General features: G+C 55.8%; 17 protein-coding genes. 14 read left to right on the forward strand and 3 right to left on the reverse strand.

Annotation, left to right across the window (positions count from 1 at the left end):
• Window positions 1–96 precede the first annotated feature (96 nt).
• Entirely contained in the window at window positions 97–618 is a 522-nt protein-coding gene (locus ACXKZG_RS00705) for an RcnB family protein (RefSeq protein WP_013204422.1), read from the forward strand.
• 93 nt (window positions 619–711) lie between these two features.
• Here the strand turns inward: ACXKZG_RS00705 and ACXKZG_RS00710 are convergent, their stop codons facing one another.
• The 3 genes from ACXKZG_RS00710 to ACXKZG_RS00720 all read right to left on the reverse strand — a co-directional run bounded on the left by ACXKZG_RS00710 (window position 712) and on the right by ACXKZG_RS00720 (window position 2,263).
• Window positions 712–1,188: a nucleoside deaminase gene (locus tag ACXKZG_RS00710; RefSeq protein ID WP_225309796.1), complete on the reverse strand. Its 477-nt coding sequence runs from the start codon at window positions 1,186–1,188 to the stop codon at window positions 712–714.
• 95 nt (window positions 1,189–1,283) lie between these two features.
• On the reverse strand, window positions 1,284–1,664 hold the full coding sequence (locus ACXKZG_RS00715) for a DUF4440 domain-containing protein (protein WP_488875561.1): 381 nt from the start codon (window positions 1,662–1,664) through the stop codon (window positions 1,284–1,286).
• The gene (locus tag ACXKZG_RS00720) at window positions 1,661–2,263 is read right to left on the reverse strand and encodes an HD domain-containing protein (RefSeq protein WP_346568217.1); all 603 of its coding nucleotides are present in this window, start codon (window positions 2,261–2,263) and stop codon (window positions 1,661–1,663) included. Before ACXKZG_RS00720 ends, ACXKZG_RS00715 begins: the two co-directional genes overlap by 4 nt.
• 64 nt (window positions 2,264–2,327) lie before the next feature.
• Between ACXKZG_RS00720 and ACXKZG_RS00725 the strand changes: the two genes are divergently transcribed.
• From ACXKZG_RS00725 to bcsQ, 13 genes are all read left to right on the forward strand, one after another.
• Window positions 2,328–2,786: a MarR family winged helix-turn-helix transcriptional regulator gene (locus ACXKZG_RS00725; RefSeq protein ID WP_013204418.1), complete on the forward strand. Its 459-nt coding sequence runs from the start codon at window positions 2,328–2,330 to the stop codon at window positions 2,784–2,786.
• 92 nt (window positions 2,787–2,878) lie between these two features.
• Window positions 2,879–3,307, forward strand: coding sequence for an organic hydroperoxide resistance protein (locus ACXKZG_RS00730; protein ID WP_013204417.1), 429 nt, complete (start codon window positions 2,879–2,881; stop codon window positions 3,305–3,307).
• Between the two features lie 168 nt (window positions 3,308–3,475).
• Window positions 3,476–4,087 carry a hypothetical protein gene (locus ACXKZG_RS00735; protein ID WP_053141274.1) on the forward strand — a complete coding sequence of 204 codons (612 nt, stop codon included), beginning with the start codon at window positions 3,476–3,478 and terminating at the stop codon, window positions 4,085–4,087.
• A gap of 12 nt (window positions 4,088–4,099) precedes the next feature.
• The gene (locus ACXKZG_RS00740; RefSeq protein WP_013204415.1) at window positions 4,100–4,720 is read left to right on the forward strand and encodes a cytochrome b/b6 domain-containing protein; all 621 of its coding nucleotides are present in this window, start codon (window positions 4,100–4,102) and stop codon (window positions 4,718–4,720) included.
• A complete protein-coding gene (locus ACXKZG_RS00745) occupies window positions 4,713–5,468 on the forward strand; it encodes a molybdopterin-dependent oxidoreductase (protein ID WP_013204414.1) in 756 nt (251 codons plus the stop codon). The genes ACXKZG_RS00740 and ACXKZG_RS00745 overlap by 8 nt, the downstream gene beginning before the upstream one ends.
• A gap of 373 nt (window positions 5,469–5,841) precedes the next feature.
• Entirely contained in the window at window positions 5,842–7,542 is a 1,701-nt protein-coding gene (gene eptB / locus ACXKZG_RS00750) for a kdo(2)-lipid A phosphoethanolamine 7''-transferase (protein ID WP_346600260.1), read from the forward strand.
• 669 nt (window positions 7,543–8,211) lie between these two features.
• Entirely contained in the window at window positions 8,212–9,816 is a 1,605-nt protein-coding gene (dppA, locus tag ACXKZG_RS00755; protein WP_053141283.1) for a dipeptide ABC transporter periplasmic-binding protein DppA, read from the forward strand.
• A 276-nt stretch (window positions 9,817–10,092) separates the two neighbouring features.
• On the forward strand, window positions 10,093–11,112 hold the full coding sequence (dppB, locus tag ACXKZG_RS00760; protein WP_013204410.1) for a dipeptide ABC transporter permease DppB: 1,020 nt from the start codon (window positions 10,093–10,095) through the stop codon (window positions 11,110–11,112).
• A 12-nt stretch (window positions 11,113–11,124) separates the two neighbouring features.
• Window positions 11,125–12,027, forward strand: coding sequence for a dipeptide ABC transporter permease DppC (gene dppC / locus ACXKZG_RS00765; protein WP_013204409.1), 903 nt, complete (start codon window positions 11,125–11,127; stop codon window positions 12,025–12,027).
• A 9-nt stretch (window positions 12,028–12,036) separates the two neighbouring features.
• Entirely contained in the window at window positions 12,037–13,023 is a 987-nt protein-coding gene (gene dppD, locus ACXKZG_RS00770; protein WP_013204408.1) for a dipeptide ABC transporter ATP-binding protein, read from the forward strand.
• Window positions 13,013–14,017, forward strand: a complete 1,005-nt coding sequence (gene dppF / locus ACXKZG_RS00775) for a dipeptide ABC transporter ATP-binding subunit DppF (protein ID WP_013204407.1) — start codon at window positions 13,013–13,015, stop codon at window positions 14,015–14,017. The genes dppD and dppF overlap by 11 nt, the downstream gene beginning before the upstream one ends.
• A gap of 520 nt (window positions 14,018–14,537) precedes the next feature.
• Window positions 14,538–15,275 carry a cellulose biosynthesis protein BcsO gene (bcsO, locus tag ACXKZG_RS00780; RefSeq protein WP_488875562.1) on the forward strand — a complete coding sequence of 246 codons (738 nt, stop codon included), beginning with the start codon at window positions 14,538–14,540 and terminating at the stop codon, window positions 15,273–15,275.
• The gene (bcsQ, locus tag ACXKZG_RS00785; RefSeq protein WP_013204405.1) at window positions 15,266–16,063 is read left to right on the forward strand and encodes a cellulose biosynthesis protein BcsQ; all 798 of its coding nucleotides are present in this window, start codon (window positions 15,266–15,268) and stop codon (window positions 16,061–16,063) included. The genes bcsO and bcsQ overlap by 10 nt, the downstream gene beginning before the upstream one ends.
• The last annotated feature ends 11 nt before the right edge of the window (window positions 16,064–16,074 follow it).

Genomic DNA, 16,074 nt, shown 5'->3' on the forward strand with positions numbered 1-16,074 from the left:
GGCCCTTACGTGCAAAAAGAGTAAAAACAGAACCGATTATTTTGTAGAATTTGATCAGTACGCCTCAGGGCTGACGGTGTTCAATCTGGAGAAATTATGAGTAAGTCGAAGATCGTGTTGTTATCCGCTGTATTGATGGGAGCCCTGCCGGTGATGTCCACTGCGTATGCAGAAGGCGAGCAGGCTCAGCAAGTTCAGACCGACCCGGCGGCTCAGGCACCGGCCACGCAGGATCCGGCCACCGCCGCTGACCCGTCAGATGCGGACACCGGCACGCCGTCCTCTCAGGATAATCAGGGCGTGACCACACCAGGTCAGACCCCGGACGTGCAAACGCCTGCGGAACACAATCAGGATGCCGTTGAGAAGCCCGATCCGGCGCACCCGTATGCGATCAAAACGTTCTTCGCGGACTTCCAGCGCTTCAATATCGGTAGCGTGATCCCCGACCGTTACCGCACCAAGAAGTATGAAGTCGTGGACTGGAAAACCCGTAACCTGCCAAAACCGGCAGACGGCACGGCCTGGACCTATATGGGCGGCAACTATGTGCTGTTCACCAAAGTCGATGGCAAAATCGTGCAGGCTGAATCCGGCGACATCTTCTACCACCAGTAATAAAAAAAACGGAAACCGCACGCGTCGGTTTCCGTTCTTGGTTGGTTCCCACCTTATCACCGCAGGATCCGTTTCTTCTGACGTCTCCACGCCTTATTCGGCAGGGCGGTTCAGCTCTTTCCAGCGCTTATACACGTCCAGTGCCTGAACGTCCGGCTGATGCTTCATCGGCAGGCGACGCTGCGCGATCGGCTTGGCAAATTCCTGATAGAAGTTCTCCAGCTCAAAGTACTGACGATCGTCGCGGTAAAACGGCACGTACTCTTCGCGGGTGGTGATGTAAATCACCTGCTTCGGACTGCAATAGTACAGCGAACCCAGGCACATCGGGCACGGGCTGGCCAGAATGTAGATCTCACAGTCGGAGAGATTTTCCGTTTGCAGCTTTTTACAGGCTTCGCGGATCGCCAGGATCTCAGCATGAGCGGTCGGATCGTGGCTCTGCGCGGCTTTATTGGCGCTTTCGGCCACGATCTCGCCATTGCGCACAATCACCGTGGCAAACGGTCTGCCACCTTCTTCAACGTTCTGCATTGCCAGCTCAATCGTTCTTTTTACAAAATCCATCATGACCTCTCTCACGCGTTAAGACAGGCGTAAGCGTAGGCTTAATATTGCTAGCAATCAAGCTAGCAATGATGGATGTGAGCTTATGCCATTGATAATTAACCGCTTATAGGTGTTTCATGCAGATGCCGCCAGCCGATACCGGCAGAAGACAGGCTGAACACCACGGTTGAACGCCGCTGGGTAGGCGCTGAACCCGGCAGCGACTGGATTTCGCGGTAACTGACCACGGCACCGTCGCTCCATTCGCTGACCAGCGTCATCCCGTCGATCGCGATTTTCAGCCCTGGCTTTGCCGCCTGGCTGGCGCGGAAAAACTGGCTCAGTTTGGAGTGATCCAGCACCGCGCCGCTCAGCCCGATCATGGAAAACGCCGCCGGGAAGCGAGCCAGTAACGCCCCGACGTCGCCGCTGCCTTCACTCAGCCAGTTTTCAATGGCGACATGTGCGTCCAGCACTTCGGTAAACCAGGTATTCATGACGTTTTCTCACTGTTAACGGGATATTTTTGCTGCTGGCGGGCAAACCAGTCAGCCGGTACATGATGCGGTGCCTGCGTCAGCTGCTCAATGCCCTGTTCGATGATGATCGATGCCTGCTTCCACAGGTCGGCATTGCCGTCGGTCAGCAGCGAAATCTGCACGCGTTTTTCGACCAGATAGACGCGGGCAAAATGCGGATCGAAATGGATTATCGAGCGAGTGTTATCAATGATGTCCGCCAGCTTGATGGTCTGCGCATCCGCCGAGGCTTTGGCCGTGTGGCGGAAATGGGCGACTTTGCGCGCGGCACGGTTTTTGGCGTCCGCCGGCGGGCAGTCGGTCAGCATCTCGACCAGCTCCGCGACTTGCGGACCAAAAAAGTTGCTGATGTCATTTAAGGTGGATGGCGTGTCCTCAACCGTGTCGTGCAGCCACGCGGCCGCCAGCATCACTTCGTTGTCGGTCACGCTTCTGACCAGTTCGACCACGGCCGCCGGATGAACGATATAGGGTTCATCGGTATATTTGCGGCGCTGGCCCGCTTCCGCGTGGGCTTTGGTGGCATATCGCCGTGCCTGTTCTTCCAGTGAATCCATCCGTTTTCCCCCATAGATAGAAATTAGCTTGCAAATATATCGTGCACTATTTATATTTTTGGTCATGACGAAAGATAAAGATGACAAAAAAGCCAAAGACTCGCCACTGTTGCTTGATCAACAGCTGTGCTTTGCGCTTTATTCCGCCAATCTGGCGCTCCACAAGCTTTACCGGCAGCTGCTGACCCAGCTCGATGTCACCTATCCGCAATATCTGGTGCTGCTGGTGCTGTGGGAGAAGGATGACGTCACCGTCTCCGAGATTGGCGAGCGTCTTTTCCTTGATTCCGCGACCTTAACGCCGCTGCTGAAACGACTGGAAGCCGCCGGACTGCTTAATCGCCAGCGTTCACGCAAAGATGAGCGCCAGGTGGTGGTGACCTTAACGGAGCAGGGCGCTGAATTGCGCCGTAAGGCCGAGAACATCCCTGAGTCGGTGTTCTGCGCCACGGCGTGTGACGGCGATACGCTGACCTCGCTGAAAACCGGACTGGAAACGCTGCGCGACAACCTTAACGGGTAAGCGCGGATGCACTAAAATCAGTATCGATTCTTTTTGTTATATAAATAGCGCGCGATTTAATCGCGTATAAAGCACTCAACAGGAGTTTCACCATGTCTATCGAAAAAGTAGTTTATACCGCAAAAGCTAAAGCCACCGGTGGCCGTGACGGCCGTGCGACCTCTTCCGACGGCGTGCTGGACGTTAAGCTGGGCGTGCCGAAAGAAATGGGCGGCGCAGGCGGCGAAGCGACTAACCCAGAGCAGCTGTTTGCTGCCGGTTACTCTGCATGCTTCCTTGGTGCGATGAAATTTGTGGCCGGTCGCGACAAAATCGCTATCCCGAAAGACGCCTTTATTGAAGGCGAAGTGGGCATCGGCGCGATCCCGACCGGTTTCGGTATCGAAGCCAAACTGAATATTCATCTGGAAGGCATGGACGAAGCGGAAGCCAAAAAACTGGTCGACGCTGCGCACATCGTTTGCCCGTACTCTAATGCAACCCGTGGCAACATCGACGTGACCCTGAATATCATCAACTAATTTGATGGTATAAACGCCCCCCGGCCCGCTCTGAGGCCGGGGATGCGCGCCCCGTAACGTTTTAAAATACAAAAAAACCGTATTCTTCCTGGTAGTTTCCTGTTCTCCGCTTACGCTTACTTAGCACCCTAACTAGTCGACACACAGCATCCTTCTCAGGAGAGACACATGATCAAGTCCCGTATTGCAGCCCTGCTGCTCGGCACGCTGCTGGTCAGCGGCACCTCTTTCGCTGCAGATACCACTATCAAACCTACCCGCGGAACAATCGATTCGGTCAGCGACTCGGCGGTGCAGATCACCACCCGTCAGGGCGATAAGCTGGATGTAAAAATCACCGACCAGACCAAGGTCAACAGCGTCAGCAAAGCCAAAATGAGCGATATCAAACCGGACAGCTTTATCGGCACCGCCGCGGTTCCGATGGCCAATGGCGAGCTGAAAGCGCTGGAAGTGCACGTGTTTGCGCCAAGCCTGCGTGGCAGCGGTGAAGGCTTCAACCCGTTTGAATCGCCGGACGGCAAAATCAACACCATGACCAACGGCACCGTCGGCAAGCTGGTTAACAGCAACGGCCGCACCCTGACGGTCAAAGTGCATGACATGGAAAAAACCGTGATCGTGCCTGACGACGTGCCGGTGGTGCTGATTGAGCCGGGCAACAAGAGCCTGCTGAAAGCCGGAACCAAAGTGGTGCTGTTCGGCATGAAAGATGCGCAGGGCAACATCGTGGCACGCGGCATTTCTGCCGGTAAAGACGGCCTGACGCCGCCAATGTAACCCGGAGAAACCATGCCGGCTTCTGCAAAAAAACGGGTCCATCCGTGGCCCGTCCGCCTGTGTCACTGGCTGAACGTGCTGGTGATGGTTGGCATGGTGATGAGCGGCTGGGGCATTTATAACGCCTCGCCGCTGTTTTCGTTTACCTTCCCGGCGTTCCTCACCCTTGGTGGCTGGCTGGGCGGTAATATCGCCTGGCATCTGGCGGTGATGTGGCTGCTGTTCGTCAACGCGGCGATTTACGTGCTGTGGGGGCTGTTCAGCGGGCATTTTCGTCGTCGCTTCTTCCCCTTTACGCCCGCGTCGGTGCTGCGTGATATCGGCCAGGCGCTGCGCTTTAAGCTGCCGCACCAGCAGGGGCACTACAATGCGGTGCAAAAGCTGCTGTATGTGGGCGTGCTGATATTGGGCGCGCTGCTGGTGCTGTCCGGGTTATCGATCTGGAAACCGGTGCAGTTCAGCCAGCTGGTCGCCCTGTTCGGTGGCTTTGATATTGCCCGCTACGTCCATTTCTTTGCCATGAGCGGCGTGATGCTGTTTGTGGTGGTGCATGTGGTGATGGTGTTGCTGGTGCCGAAAACGCTGCCGGCGATGATCACCGGTGGCCGCAGGGAGACACCCACCGATGAGTGACAAACCCAAAATTATCCTTGAGCCGGATCAGCGCAAACAGCTGGTGAATCTGCAGCGTCGGTTGATCCTGCGATCGGGCCTGACGCTGGGTGCGGTGTCGATGCTGACCGGTTGCAACCTGCAGGACGGCGATCAGGTGGATAAAGCGCTGTGGGCGATGTCGCGCTGGAACGATCGGGTACAGGCCTGGCTGTTCAGCGGCGATAAGCTGGCGCAAACCTACAGCGAAGCGCAGATCACCCGGCCATTCCGCTTCAACGCCTTTTACCCTGAGTACAACGTGCCGGATATCGATATCAGCGACTACCGGCTGGAAGTGTCCGGCAAGGTGGAGAAGAAAGCGCCCTGGACGCTGGATCAGCTAAAGCAGCTGCCGCAGAGTGCGCAGATCACCCGGCTGATCTGCATTGAAGGCTGGAGTGCCATCGGCCAGTGGAGTGGCGTGCCGCTGAAAACCTTCTTACAGCATGTGGGAGCCGATCTGACGGCCAAATACGTCGGCTTTAAGTGTGACGATCGCTACTACTCCAGCCTGGATATGCCCACCGCGCTGCATCCGCAAACCATCCTCGCATTAGATTTTGACAAAAAGCCGCTGCCGCCGGATTTCGGTTATCCGCTGCGTCTGCGCGCGCCGACCAAGCTCGGATTTAAGAATGCCAAGCATATTGGGGCCATTTTTGTCACCAATGAGAATCCAGGCGGGTATTGGGAGGATCAAGGATACAACTGGTTCAGCGGGATCTGAGCATACTCTGCGTCCTTGACGCTGTGGCGGCGTTAGCTGCAAGAAGCCACCCGAATCACTTACTCATGTAAGCTCATCGGGATGACGTCTTTTGCTGCCTTGCCACAACGCCAATGACTTGGGTCTGGGCATTTATATTCATCGTCACTGACGCCGATTTTTTCTGGTTTTGAGCTTTTTCTGAACGATTTTTGGGAAAACGGGCGCGTATTGTGGTTAACTACGCGGCTTGTGCGGAGGGGCTCCTTCGCTTTGACGTTCCTGGGTGATGATTTTACCTGGGGATAATCGACCTGCTTTCCGAACTCTGGCGTAACGGTACGGTCTGATTAGCGTTTAAGATCCGTTTTTGTTACACCGGGAAATAGGTTGAATGAATTTTATTAAATCTCTAACACAGCAGAAGCTCTCGCTGATGCTGGCATTTTACATCGGTATCTTTTTGAATATACCGGTGTTTTACCGTCGTTTTGATCCCTTTCTGGCCCAATTTAACGCCATGCAGTGGTTTTCTGCTGCGGTGGAAGTGGTGGCAATCGTCCTGCTGACCTTCTTCCTGATGCGTCTGTTGTCGCTCGGCGGCAAGGTGTTCTGGCGCATTACCGCCACCGCGCTGGTGCTGATTTCGGTCGCCGCCAGCTACTATATGAGCTTCTTTAACGTCGTTATTGGCTACGGCATCGTCGCCTCGGTGATGACCACCGATACCGACCTGTCGAAAGAGGTGATTGGTTACCACTTCGTCCTGTGGATGCTGTCCGTCAGCATCGTGCCGTTAGTGCTGATCTGGTGCAACGCGCTGCGCCTGACCCTGCTTGAGCAGCTGAAAACCCCGGGACACCGCATTAAACCGCTGCTGATCCTGCTGCTGGCCGTCGCGCTGGTCTGGTTGCCGATCCGCTTCCTCGATAAGCAGCAGAACATCAATGAAAAGCTGACCAACGTCGATCTGCCAAGCTATGGCGGCGTGGTGGCGCACTCCTATCTGCCGTCGAACTGGCTTTCGGCGCTGGGGCTGTTTGCCTATACCAGCTACGACGAGAAGATGGACAGCAAGGACCTGCTGGATCCGGCGAAGCAGTTTACCTACACCGCGCCAGCCGGGTTGGACGACACCTATGTGGTGTTTGTTATCGGTGAAACCACCCGCTGGGATCATATGGGCATCCTCGGCTATGACCGCGATACCACGCCGAAACTGTCGAAAGAGAAGAACCTGGTGGCATTCCGGGGCGAGTCCTGCGATACCGCCACCAAGCTGTCGCTGCGCTGTATGTTTGTGCGTGAGGGCGGAACCGATGAAGGCCCGGCCCGCACCCTGAAAGAGCAGAACGTCTTCTCGGTACTGAAAGAACTGGGCTTCAGCTCGGAGCTGTTCGCCATGCAGAGCGAAGTGTGGTTCTACAACAACACCAATGCGGATAACTTCGCCTTCCGCGAGCAGATTGGCTCGGAGAAAGAGAATCAGGGCAAATCGGTCGACGATATGCTGCTGGTGCCGGAGCTGAAAAAGTCGCTGGATCGCCATCCTGACGGCAAGCATCTGGTGGTGCTGCATACCAAAGGCTCGCACTACCTCTATTCCCAGCGCTATCCGCGTGAGTTCGCCCGCTATCAGCCTGAATGCATGGGCGTCGATGACACCTGTAGCAAGGCGATGTTGGTCAATGCCTTTGATAACTCGGTGCTGTACACCGATACGGTGCTCGACAGCGTGTTCGACCAGCTGCGTGATAAGAAAGCCATCGTCTTCTATGCGGCGGACCACGGCGAATCGATCAGCGAGAACATGCACCTGCACGGCACGCCGCGTCATATGGCGCCACCGGAGCAGTTCCGCGTGCCGATGATTGTCTGGGCGTCCGATAAGTATCTGGCCGATCCGAACAACCAGAGCGCCTTTGAACGGCTGAAAGCCCAGCAGCGCGTCGGCAAGACCCATCGCCACGTTGAGCTGTTTGATACCCTGCTCGGTTGCCTGGGCTATACCTCGCCAGACGGCGGCATCAATCAGAAAAACAACTGGTGTGCCGATCCGAAACAGGCCACGGCGACGACAGACGACAAAGCCTGATCGGCTGCAAAACCCCTGCAATTAGCCCGGATCGTTCCGGGCTTTTTTATGCCTGAAATTCCCCACCGCAAAACCGCAGCATAAAATCCTGTTGGCAAAAAATGACTGTTACAAAAATTTGTCCATTTTAAATGGAAAAAAAGTCGCTGAAACCCTTCTGCCGTCTGGTTTCATCCCCTTATTTCGCGCCGCGTTCCGCTTATGACCGATCCCGGGTTGTTGCTGATTTCTTATGCGTCAGTTGCAGCATATTTAGCTGGCTAAGTTGATATAAGCAAAGCGTATCGTTCATAAATAACCCAGTTAGCCGACTAAATTAATCGTTTTTTTTTAGAGCAAATTGCCATGATTAAAGTTGTGGGCATTATCTTTGTGCGGTGAAACGGGCTGCAATCAATCGTTTCCTCTGAAAAACCCCGCAATTGGTTTTTTTTATGTTTGCTTGCTGTTTCTCACACTCTGTGTAAATACCTGACAGTTGTATTGACGTTCCTTGCAACTGTTGACAAATTGATGCCTCAGCGAGACAGGATGCAGATTAGTCTGATGGTTTCTCCCCTGACCAATCTCTCCTTCTCCAATGCCCTAAGGCAACGCAAAGACCGCACTAAAAAAATACAGGGTCTTGCGCACGTGCACACAACACCACATCACAATTGGAGCAGAAGCATGCGTATTTCTAAAACAGGGATGCTGAAGGTAGGTCTGAGCCTGATTGCTCTCACCGTTGCCGCTGGCGTCCAGGCTAAAACCCTTGTTTATTGTTCAGAAGGGTCGCCTGAAGGCTTTAACCCACAGCTGTTCACCTCCGGCACCACTTACGATGCCAGCTCAGTACCGATCTACAACCGTCTGGTTGAATTCAAAATCGGCACCACTGAAATCCAGCCGGGCCTGGCAGAGAAGTGGGAAGTGAGCGAAGACGGTAAAACCTACACCTTCCACCTGCGTAAGGGTGTGAAGTGGCAGACCACCAAAGACTTCAAGCCAACCCGCGATTTTAACGCCGATGACGTGGTGTTCTCCTTCGAGCGTCAGCTCGATAAAAACAACAAGTATCATGGCGTCTCTGGCGGCAGCTACGAATACTTCGAAGGCATGGACATGCCGAAGCTGATCAGCAAAATCGAGAAAGTGGACGACAATACCGTGCGCTTCGTGCTGACCCGTCCTGAGTCTCCGTTCCTGGCTGACCTCGGCATGGACTTCGCCTCCGTGCTGTCGGCTGAATACGCTGACAACATGCTGAAAGCCGGCACCCCGGAAAAAATCGACCTGAACCCGGTCGGTACCGGTCCGTTCCAGCTGGTGCAGTACCAGAAAGACTCCCGCATCCTGTACAAAGCCTTTGACCAGTACTGGGGCACCAAGCCAAAAATCGACCGTCTGGTGTTCTCCATCACCCCGGATGCGTCCGTGCGTTACGCCAAGCTGCAGAAAGGCGAATGCCAGGTGATGCCGTACCCGAACCCGGCTGACATCGCCCGCATGAAGGAAGATAAAAATATCAACCTGATGCAGATGCCAGGCCTGAACGTCGGTTACCTGTCGTTCAACACTGAGAAAAAACCGCTGGATAACCTGAAAGTGCGCCAGGCGCTGATCACGGCCGTTAATAAGCAGGCGATCATCGACGCGGTGTATCAGGGTGCTGGCCAGGCGGCCAAAAACCTGATCCCACCAACCATGTGGGGCTACAACGACGCGGTCAAGGATTACACCTACGACCCGGCGAAAGCGAAAGAGCTGCTGAAAGAAGCCGGTATGCCAGACGGTTTCTCCATCGACCTGTGGGCAATGCCGGTTCAGCGTCCGTACAACCCGAACGCGCGTCGTATGGCTGAAATGATCCAGTCCGACTGGGCGAAAATTGGCGTGAAAGCCAAGATCGTCACCTACGAGTGGGGCGAGTACCTGAAGCGTGCTAAAGCCGGTGAACACCAGACCGTGATGATGGGCTGGACCGGTGATAATGGGGATCCGGATAACTTCTTCGCCACCCTGTTCAGCTGTGCAGCGGCAAAAGACGGTTCCAACTACTCCCGCTGGTGTTACAAGCCGTTTGAAGACCAGATCCAGCCAGCCCGTGCTGAGCCCGATCACAACAAACGTATTGAATACTACAAACAGGCTCAGGTTGTGATGCACGACCAGGCGCCTGCGCTGATTATCGCGCACTCTACGGTGTACGAGCCGGTGAGCAAGAAAGTGACCGGCTACGTGGTTGACCCATTGGGTAAACATCACTTCGAGAACGTTGATATTCAGGAATAAGAAACCTGATGCGCGGTTGAATAACTGCGTTGCGCGGCGCTCGCCACCTTCGACTGGCACGATGCCATGTCTGGGTTGCTGTGCGCCGCGCGCCTTGTTCTTCACTCTGCGCCCGACGGTTATCACCATCTGAAGTCATCATTAATTGAATTCATTCAATCAATGCCAGGTACGGCGCCCTGAAAAGCGTCGCGGCGGAGAATATCCGCGGCAAGATGTGAGCAAATATAATCTCTCGGGCTACGAGCCTGCGGGAACCAAAAGAGAATCCGGAATATGCTGCAGTTCATACTCCGACGTTTGGGACTTGTCATCCCAACGTTTATTGGTATCACCCTGTTAACCTTCGCGTTTGTCCATATGATCCCGGGCGATCCGGTGCTGATTATGGCCGGCGAACGCGGAATGTCTCCTGAACGTCACGCGCAGCTTCTGGCCCAGATGGGTCTGGATAAGCCGCTGTGGCAACAATATGTCTCCTACGTCTATGGCGTGCTCCATGGCGATTTAGGCATTTCACTGAAAAGCCGCATCCCGGTCTGGCAGGAATTCGTTCCGCGCTTTAAAGCGACGCTGGAACTGGGCATCTGCGCGATGATTTTTGCCGTGGCTGTCGGCATCCCTGCCGGGGTACTGGCTGCGGTTAAACGCGGTTCCATCTTCGATCATACCGTGGTCGGCATCTCGCTGACCGGTTACTCCATGCCGATTTTCTGGTGGGGAATGATGATGATCATGCTGGTGTCGGTGCACTGGAACCTGACCCCGGTCGCGGGGCGAATAGGCGATACGGTGTTCCTCGACGACAGTCAGCCGCTAACCGGTTTTATGCTGATTGATACCCTGATCTGGGGCGAACCGGGCGACTTCAAAGACGCCGTAATGCATATGATCCTGCCGGCCATCGTGCTGGGGACCATTCCGCTGGCGGTGATCGTCCGTATGACGCGTTCGGCGATGCTGGAAGTGTTAGGTGAAGACTACATCCGTACCGCGCGCGCCAAAGGGCTGACGCGGATGCGGGTGATTGTGGTCCATGCGCTGCGCAATGCGATGCTGCCGGTGGTGACCGTGATCGGGTTGCAGGTGGGCACGCTGCTGGCGGGCGCCATCCTGACCGAAACCATCTTCTCCTGGCCGGGTCTGGGCCGCTGGCTGATCGATGCGCTTCAGCGTCGTGACTATCCGGTGGTGCAGGGCGGCGTGCTGATGGTGGCCATCCTGATTATCGCGGTCAACCTGCTGGTTGATGTGCTCTATGGCGTGGTTAACCCGCGCATTCGCCACAAGAAATAAGGGGACGAGGATATGTCTGCACTCGATCCAGGCAGCGTGAGCGCTGCCCCAAAGCCCATGACCCCGTTACAGGAGTTCTGGCACTATTTTAAGCGTAACAAAGGCGCGGTGATAGGCCTGGTCTACGTGGTTCTGATGTTCCTGATTGCGATCTTTGCCAACGTGCTGGCGCCGCATGCGCCGTCTGAACAGTTCCGCGATGCGTTGCTGCATCCGCCGGCCTGGCAGGATGGCGGCAGCTGGAAGTTTATTCTCGGTACCGATGACGTGGGCCGCGATGTGCTTTCCCGTCTGATGTACGGTGCCCGCCTGTCGCTGCTGGTCGGCTGTCTGGTGGTAGTGCTGTCGCTGATCCTGGGGGTGATTTTCGGTCTGATCGCCGGTTACGTCGGCGGTGTCACCGACAACGTGATTATGCGTCTGGTCGATATCATGCTGGCGCTGCCAAGCCTGCTGCTGGCGTTGGTGCTGGTGGCAATCTTCGGGCCGTCGATCGTCAATGCCTCCATCGCGCTGACCTTCGTGGCCCTGCCGCACTATATTCGTCTGACCCGCGCCGCGGTGCTGGTGGAAGTGAACCGCGATTATGTCACCGCTTCCAACGTGGCCGGCGCTGGCCCGATCCGCCAGATGTTTATCAACATTTTACCAAACTGCCTGGCACCGCTGATCGTGCAGGCGTCTCTGGGCTTCTCCAACGCGATCCTCGATATGGCCGCGCTGGGCTTCCTGGGTATGGGTGCGCAGCCACCAACACCGGAGTGGGGCACCATGCTCTCCGACGTGTTGCAGTATGCGCAAAGTGCCTGGTGGGTGGTCACCTTCCCTGGTGTCGCGATCCTGCTGACCGTACTGGCATTTAACCTGATGGGCGACGGATTGCGTGACGCCCTCGACCCGAAACTCAAGCAGTAGAGGCACCAGATGGCACTATTCACTGTAGACAAACTGTCGGTGCATTTCGGCGACGAGAAGGCACCGTTTAAAGCGGTCGATCGCATCAGCTATCAGGTCGAGCAGGGCCAGGTGGTCGGCATCGTCGGCGAATCCGGCTCCGGTAAATCCGTCAGCTCGCTGGCGATCATGGGGCTGATCGATTATCCCGGCAAAGTGATGGCGGAAAAGCTGGAGTTTAACCAGCGCGACCTGAAACGCATCTCCGAGAAAGAGCGCCGCCAGCTGGTGGGCTCCGAAGTGGCGATGATATTCCAGGATCCAATGACCAGCCTGAATCCGTGTTACACCGTGGGCTTCCAGATTATGGAAGCGATTAAGGTGCATCAGGGCGGCAACAAGAAAACCCGTCGCCAGCGCGCGATTGACCTGCTGAACCAGGTCGGCATCCCCGATCCGTCGTCGCGTCTGGATGTCTATCCGCACCAGCTTTCGGGCGGGATGAGCCAGCGCGTGATGATTGCGATGGCCATCGCCTGTCGGCCAAAACTGCTGATTGCCGATGAGCCCACCACCGCGCTGGATGTGACCATTCAGGCGCAGATCATCGAGCTGCTGCTTGAGCTGCAACAGCAGGAGAACATGGCGCTGATCCTGATCACTCACGATCTGGCGCTGGTGGCCGAAGCCGCGCACCACATCATCGTGATGTATGCCGGGCAGGTGGTGGAAACCGGTAAGGCCGTTGATATCTTCAAATCGCCACGCCATCCGTACACTCAGGCGCTGCTGCGTGCGCTGCCGGAGTTTGCTGCTGACAAGGCGCGTCTGGCGTCACTGCCGGGCGTGGTGCCGGGCAAATATGACCGTCCGCAGGGCTGTCTGCTGAACCCGCGTTGCCCGTATGCCAACGACCGCTGCCGGGTTGAAGAACCTGAATTACGTGATATTCCGGGGCGTCAGTCCAAATGTCATTACCCTCTGGATGATGCCGGGAGACCAACTTATGAAGCCTGAACATAACTCTGCGCTGCTGATGCAGGCGATCGATCTGAAAAAGCATTACCCGGTGAAGAAAGGGCTGTTTGGTCAGGAGCGTCTGGTGAAGGCGCTGGACGGCGTCTCCTTTAATCTGGAGCGCGGCAAAACGCTGGCGGTGGTAGGCGAGTCAGGCTGTGGTAAATCCACGCTGGGCCGTTTACTGACCATGATTGAAACGCCGACCGAAGGCCAGCTGTTCTATCAGGGACAGGATTTGCTGAAGCACGATCCGGCGGCCCAGAAGCTGCGCCGCCAAAAAATTCAGATCGTCTTTCAGAACCCCTACGGCTCGCTGAACCCGCGTAAAAAGGTCAGCCAGATCCTTGAAGAGCCGCTGCTGATTAACACCAGCCTGAGCAAAGCCGAGCGCCGCGAGAAAACCCTGGCGATGATGGCCAAGGTTGGCCTGAAAACCGAGCATTACGATCGCTATCCGCATATGTTCTCCGGCGGTCAGCGTCAGCGTATTGCCATCGCCCGTGGCCTGATGCTGGATCCGGACGTGCTGATTGCCGATGAACCCGTATCGGCGCTGGACGTGTCGGTGCGCGCGCAGGTGCTGAACCTGATGATGGATCTGCAACAGGAGCTGGGGCTGTCATACGTGTTTATTTCCCACGACCTGTCGGTGGTAGAGCATATCGCGGATGAAGTGATGGTGATGTATCTGGGACGCTGTGTGGAGCGGGGCAGTAAAGAAGCGATCTTTGCGAACCCACGCCATCCGTACACCCAGGCGCTGCTGTCTGCCACGCCACGTCTGAACCCGGACGAGCGCCGCGAACGCATCAAGCTGACCGGCGAGCTGCCAAGCCCGCTGAATCCGCCGCCGGGCTGCGCGTTTAACGCCCGTTGCCGCCGTCGCTTTGGTCCCTGCACCCAGCTGCAACCGCAGCTCAAGCAGTATGGCGACCAGCAGATAGCCTGCTTCGCCGTCGATCAGGATGAAGGTCAGCCGGTCGGTAACTGAGGTCCGGCCATAAGCGAGAAGGGCGAATCATCGATTCGCCCTTTTTTTATCTGTGCGTAGCAGACGAATTTATAAGAGAAATAAGGCGTTAGTGGCGCGTGCTCAGGCGATTGCGCTTAGGACCAATGGTCAGTTCAAAAGGGTGGGAGGAACAGGACCACCGGATAAAGTAGGGGTTCAGGGCCAGTCAAAGGTGACTTATGTCAAATTTCACCGCTTGCCAGCATAAACTTTGATTACTTCCCCTAACGTATTGCTAAACTCAAAGAAGTTGGCTATTTCCTCTTATCATTCATTGTCTTTTAATCGTCATTCTATTTAATTAACCTGACGAAATTATTTAATTAAGGCAAATAATAACAAAGTTGATTGATAGCCTGCGCAATCATTTATTTTATTTATCCTGAAGAGTTAATTAATCATTCTTCTGCACCCTGACTGGCGATAAGAATAATCTGATGCATATAAACATTGTATGGTATATTGCCGCGAAATCCCCCCACTCTCCGCGATCATTCCCATGAAAAGTTATGATGACCTGCAGCGTTTTAAAGAAAAAACGCAAACAAACCATATCGAATTCAAGGACATGTCTGAACAGACGAAGAATTCAGACAGTGCCAATTGGGCGATCATCAAACAGTTAATGAATGATGGCGCAGAGTCGACTTTAGGCAACGGTCAGCGTATCGATGTGCCTGCGCCCCAACCGATAGCCGAAGACAGCCTGGATGCCCTGTTGGGACACGCCGCGCAGCCAGTGCAGCCGCCTGTTCAGCAGCCAAAACCACCGCATCAGCCGCCTACACACGCGCCGTCGCACAGCGTGGCGCCGCTCGTGGCGAAACCGGCGGCAGCGCAGATTGGTGGCTCCTTGCTGGACAGCATTTCCGCGTCGCTGAAGCCCGCGCCGGTGGCGGAACCTGCACCTGAGCCTCAGGCCGTTAACCCGGTGAATGAGGCGCAGCATCCGCTGGCGTCGGCACAGCCGGACTTTGCCGCGCAAGCTGCCGCGCAGCCAGCGCCGGCCGCCGTTGCCCCAGCCGCGTCACCGTTGATGGCATCTTTGTCCTCGCTGCCCACCGCAGCGCCCGCGCAGACTGCCCCGGTGCGTCAGCCCGCAGCGCCGGTGCAACCGGCTGCCGATCTGCCGCGCTTTAAGCAGCTGTTCAGCACCGCGCCGGAGCCGTCAGTGACCTCTTTATCGAAAGATACTTTGCTGCAACCTCTGCTGGAGAGAATTGCCTCATGCCGTTAGTTTGTGTTTGTTCTCCCAAAGGGGGCGTGGGTAAAACCACGCTGGCGGCCAACCTCGCCTATTCCCTCGCCCGTGGCGGCAGCAAAGTGCTGGCCATCGACTTTGATGTGCAGAACGCCCTGCGTCTGCATTTTGGCGTGCCGTTGTCAGACGGGCGGGGTTACGTGGCGAAATCGTCCGAATCACCCGACTGGAGCCAGTCTATTTTAACCACCGGCGGCAACATCTTTGTGATGCCGTATGGTGACGTGACTGAACAGCAGCGTGTTGAATTTGAAGATAATTTATCCCGCGACCCGAACTTCCTCGCACGGGGTTTACATACCGTCCTCAACTACCCAGGCCTGGTGATTGTCGCTGATTTTCCGCCAGGACCGGGTCCAGCCCTAAAGGCAATGACCGATCTTGCCGATTTACACCTTGTGGTGATGCTGGCGGATACCGCTTCGCTGTCACTGCTGCCGCAAATCGAAAACGAAAAAATGATTGGCGCTGCGCTGAATCAGCGTTCAGGACACTTCTTTGTGCTGAACCAGAGTGACAGCCGCCGCAACATCAGTCGTGACGTAACGGCCTTTATGCAACAGCGACTGGGCGACCGGTTGTTGGGTGTGGTGAATCGCGATGAGAGCGTGGCGGAAGCCAATGCCTCGCAGCAGTCCATCTTTGATTTCAGCCCTGTTTCGGCGGCGGCCTTTGATATTGAGATCGTCAGCAAGCGTATTGCTGCGCTGCTGGATATCAAGGTCGGCGACGGTGAAATGCAGGCGCCGCTGAGATCGCGCTAATCGACGGCGCA

This window comes from Erwinia sp. 2186, assembly GCF_057812255.1.

What these genes read in the sequence shown, in the direction of transcription:
- ACXKZG_RS00705 (WP_013204422.1), top strand. Translation starts at nt 97, where the DNA reads ATGAGTAAGTCGAAGATCGTGTTGTTATCCGCTGTATTGATGGGAGCC.
- ACXKZG_RS00710 (WP_225309796.1), bottom strand. Translation starts at nt 1,188, where the DNA reads ATGATGGATTTTGTAAAAAGAACGATTGAGCTGGCAATGCAGAACGTT.
- ACXKZG_RS00715 (WP_488875561.1), bottom strand. Translation starts at nt 1,664, where the DNA reads ATGAATACCTGGTTTACCGAAGTGCTGGACGCACATGTCGCCATTGAA.
- ACXKZG_RS00720 (WP_346568217.1), bottom strand. Translation starts at nt 2,263, where the DNA reads ATGGATTCACTGGAAGAACAGGCACGGCGATATGCCACCAAAGCCCAC.
- ACXKZG_RS00725 (WP_013204418.1), top strand. Translation starts at nt 2,328, where the DNA reads ATGACGAAAGATAAAGATGACAAAAAAGCCAAAGACTCGCCACTGTTG.
- ACXKZG_RS00730 (WP_013204417.1), top strand. Translation starts at nt 2,879, where the DNA reads ATGTCTATCGAAAAAGTAGTTTATACCGCAAAAGCTAAAGCCACCGGT.
- ACXKZG_RS00735 (WP_053141274.1), top strand. Translation starts at nt 3,476, where the DNA reads ATGATCAAGTCCCGTATTGCAGCCCTGCTGCTCGGCACGCTGCTGGTC.
- ACXKZG_RS00740 (WP_013204415.1), top strand. Translation starts at nt 4,100, where the DNA reads ATGCCGGCTTCTGCAAAAAAACGGGTCCATCCGTGGCCCGTCCGCCTG.
- ACXKZG_RS00745 (WP_013204414.1), top strand. Translation starts at nt 4,713, where the DNA reads ATGAGTGACAAACCCAAAATTATCCTTGAGCCGGATCAGCGCAAACAG.
- eptB (WP_346600260.1), top strand. Translation starts at nt 5,842, where the DNA reads ATGAATTTTATTAAATCTCTAACACAGCAGAAGCTCTCGCTGATGCTG.
- dppA (WP_053141283.1), top strand. Translation starts at nt 8,212, where the DNA reads ATGCGTATTTCTAAAACAGGGATGCTGAAGGTAGGTCTGAGCCTGATT.
- dppB (WP_013204410.1), top strand. Translation starts at nt 10,093, where the DNA reads ATGCTGCAGTTCATACTCCGACGTTTGGGACTTGTCATCCCAACGTTT.
- dppC (WP_013204409.1), top strand. Translation starts at nt 11,125, where the DNA reads ATGTCTGCACTCGATCCAGGCAGCGTGAGCGCTGCCCCAAAGCCCATG.
- dppD (WP_013204408.1), top strand. Translation starts at nt 12,037, where the DNA reads ATGGCACTATTCACTGTAGACAAACTGTCGGTGCATTTCGGCGACGAG.
- dppF (WP_013204407.1), top strand. Translation starts at nt 13,013, where the DNA reads ATGAAGCCTGAACATAACTCTGCGCTGCTGATGCAGGCGATCGATCTG.
- bcsO (WP_488875562.1), top strand. Translation starts at nt 14,538, where the DNA reads ATGAAAAGTTATGATGACCTGCAGCGTTTTAAAGAAAAAACGCAAACA.
- bcsQ (WP_013204405.1), top strand. Translation starts at nt 15,266, where the DNA reads ATGCCGTTAGTTTGTGTTTGTTCTCCCAAAGGGGGCGTGGGTAAAACC.